At 73.0% G+C, this 3,219-nt stretch carries 1 protein-coding gene; it reads right to left on the reverse strand.

Going from position 1 to position 3,219, the window contains the following annotated elements:
* Positions 1–3,219, reverse strand: a 3,219-nt coding sequence (locus ACFIF2_RS35725; RefSeq protein ID WP_395577459.1) for a type I polyketide synthase, incomplete at both ends; no start/stop codon positions are given.

Genomic DNA, 3,219 nt, shown 5'->3' on the forward strand with positions numbered 1-3,219 from the left:
GAGGATTCCGGCGCCTTCGGCCCAGGCCACCCCGTCGGCGGAGGCCGCGAAAGCCTTGCTCCGGCCGTCCGCGGCCAGGCCGCGCTGGCGGGAGAACTCGACGAAGGGACGTGGCGTGTGCATGACGGTGACGCCGCCAGCGAGAGCCAGTTCGCACTCACCGGTCCGCAGAGCCTGCGCGGCCAGGTGCATGCCGACGAGGGAGGTGGAACATGCGGTGTCGACGGTGACCGCGGGCCCGGTGAAGTCGAATGTGTAGGAGATGCGCCCGGAGGCGATGCTGCCCGAGCTCCCGGTGCCGAGTGTGCCCTCGAAGCCTGCGGGCGCGGCGCCCAGGCGGGAGGCGTATTCGTGGTACATCACTCCGGCGTACACGCCCGACCGGCTGCCCCTGAGCGTGGCCGGGTCGATGCCGGCCCGCTCCAGGGCCTCCCAGGAGCACTCCAGCAGCAGCCGCTGCTGCGGATCCATCGCCAGCGCCTCACGCGGCGAGATCCCGAAGAAGCCCGCGTCGAACTCGCCTGCCTCGTGCAGGAATCCGCCGTGCCGTACGTACGACTTGCCGACGGCGTCGGGGTCCGGGTCGTAGAGGTTCTCCACGTCCCAGCCGCGGTCGGTGGGCCACTCCGAGATGGCGTCCATGCCGGAGTGGACGAGGTCCCACAGGCCTTCAGGTGTGCGCACGCCGCCGGGGAAGCGGCCCGCCATGCCCACGATGACGACCGGGTCGTCCTCGGACGGCGCCGCGGCCGGGGCGGTGCCGACGGCCGGGGCGGCGGTCTCCTCCAGCAGGGTGAGGCGGGTCAGGACGTGCTCGGCGATGGCCGCGGGGGTGGGGTGATCGTAGGTGAGGGTGGCGGGCAGGCGCAGGTCGATGACGGCGGAGAGCCGGTTGCGGAACTCGACAGCGGTGAGCGAGTCGAACCCGGCGGCGTCGAGGCTCTGGTCGGGCGGTACGCCGTCGGCAGCGTTGTAGCCGAGTGTGTCGGCGACCGCGTTGCGCACCAGGTTGAGGACCGTGCGCTTGCGTTCGAGGACGGTCAGTTCGGCGAGCCTGTCCCGAAGCGAGGCGGCAGGCTGTGTACGTGCCGATCGCGTCCGCTCGGGGACCAGGCTCCACATCGGTGCGGGAAGGTGGTCGCGCCGGGCGCGCAGCGCTGCGGTGTCCACCCGCATCGGCACGAGCTGTGACTGATCGCCGGCGCATCCGGCGTCGAACAGCCGCATGCCGTCCTCCGCGCTCAGTGCGGTGACGCCGATCCGGGAGATCCGCGTCAGCTCGGCGTCGCCGAGGCCGCGGGCCATGCCGCCGTGCTCGGCCCACAGTCCCCACGCGAGGGACACGGCGGGCAGGTCGTTCCTGCGGCGGTGGGCGGCGAGCGCGTCGAGGTAGGCGTTGGCCGCGGCGTAGTTGCCCTGTCCGGCGGCGCCCAGCACGGCCGACGCGGAGGAGAACAGCACGAACGCGGTGAGATCCAGGTGGGAGGTGAGTTCGTGGAGATGGCGGGCGCCGTCGACCTTCGCCGCGAACGAAGTGTCGATGCGCTCGGGCGTGAGGGCGTGCAAGACGCCGTCGTCCAGTACGCCTGCGGTGTGCACGACGGCGGTGAGCGGGTGGTCGTCCGGCACGGAGGCGAGCAGTGCGGCCACGGCGTCGCGGTCGGAGACGTCGCAGGACACGGCCGTGACGTCGGCGTCGAGCAGGTCGGCGCCCGGGGCGGGCCTGCCGCTGCGGCTCGCGAGGACGAGTCGGCGTACGCCGTGACGTTCGACGAGGTGCTGGGCCACGAGCCCTGCCAGGGCACCCGATCCGCCGGTGATGAGGACTGTTCCCTCGGCGTCCCACTCGGCCGGCTCCTGCGGCGCGGAGGCCGCGGTCAGCCGCGGGGCCAGGACGGCGCCGTCACGGATCGCGACCTGGGGTTCCCCGGTGGCGAGCGCCGCGGCCAGGACGTCCGTCGTCGGTTCGGGGTCGTCCGAGTCGACGAGCCGGAAGCGGTCGGGGTGCTCGGTCTGGGCGGTGCGGACCAGGCCCCACAGAGGTGCGTGGTGGAGGTCGTGGACGTCGTCGCCGACCGCCACGGCACGGTGGGTGAACAGGGCGAGCGTGGTGGTGCCGGTGTCGGTGGCCAGCCAGCGCTGCAGCAGTTCCAGTGCGTCGTACGTCGCCCGATGCGGACTCTCGCTGTCGAGGCAGGGAACGAGCACGATGTCGGCGTCCGCCGCGAGGGCCTCCTCCACGGTGGCGGCACGGGCCAGCCGCAGACCGGAATCGTCGGCGGCGGGCACGGAAACCCAGTCGACCCGAAACAGCGAGTCGCGCGGGACGGCCATGAGCTGACCGGCGGAGACCGGTCGCAGCGTAAGCGATTCGGCCGTGAGCACCGGCCAGTCCGCGGTGTCGGTGACGTCCAGCCGGATGGCGTCGGTGCCCGCCCTGGAGATTCGCACGCGTACGGCGGTCGCTCCGCTGGTCCGCAGGGTCACGCCTTCCCAGGCGAAGGGCAGGTACTTCTCCTCCGGCCGCTCCCGGAAGGCACCCAGCCGTGCCGCGTGCAGGACAGCGTCGAGCAGGGCCGGATGCATGCCGTACCGGGCGGCGTCGGCACCGGTCGCCTCGGGCAGCACGACCTCGGCGAGAACGTCGTCGCCCAGCCGCCACGCGGCCCGGACGCCCTGGAACAGCGGGCCGTAGTGGTAGCCGTGCTCGGCGAGTCCGGCGTAGAAGCCGTCGAGGTCCACGGCCTGCGCCTCCGGCGGCGGCCAGGCTCCGGCCGCCACGGCGGGCTCCGCCGGGTCGGCCGACGCCAGCAGCCCACCGGCGTGCAGCGTCCACTCGTGCTCCGCGTCGTCGTCGGGGCGGGAGTACACCCGGACCTCACGCCGCCCATCGGCTTCCGGTGCACCCACAGCCATCTGCACCTGCACGGCACCCCGCTCGGGTACGACCAGCGGTTGGTGCAGCGTCAGGTCCTGTACGACCGGACAGCCCACCTCCTCACCGGCGCGCACCGCCAGTTCGAGGAAGGCCGTTCCGGGCAGCAACACCACACCGAGCACGGTGTGGTCGGCCAGCCAGGGGTGTGTGCGCAGCGCCAGCCGCCCGGCGAAGACGACCTTGTCGTCCCCCGCGACGGTGACGACGGAACCGAGCAGCGGATGCCGGGCATCGCCGAGCCCCAGCTCCGCCGGCTCGGCGGCACCTCCGGTGTTCTGCAT

The organism is Streptomyces sp. BK79 (assembly GCF_044142145.1).
Lineage (GTDB): Bacteria > Actinomycetota > Actinomycetes > Streptomycetales > Streptomycetaceae > Streptomyces.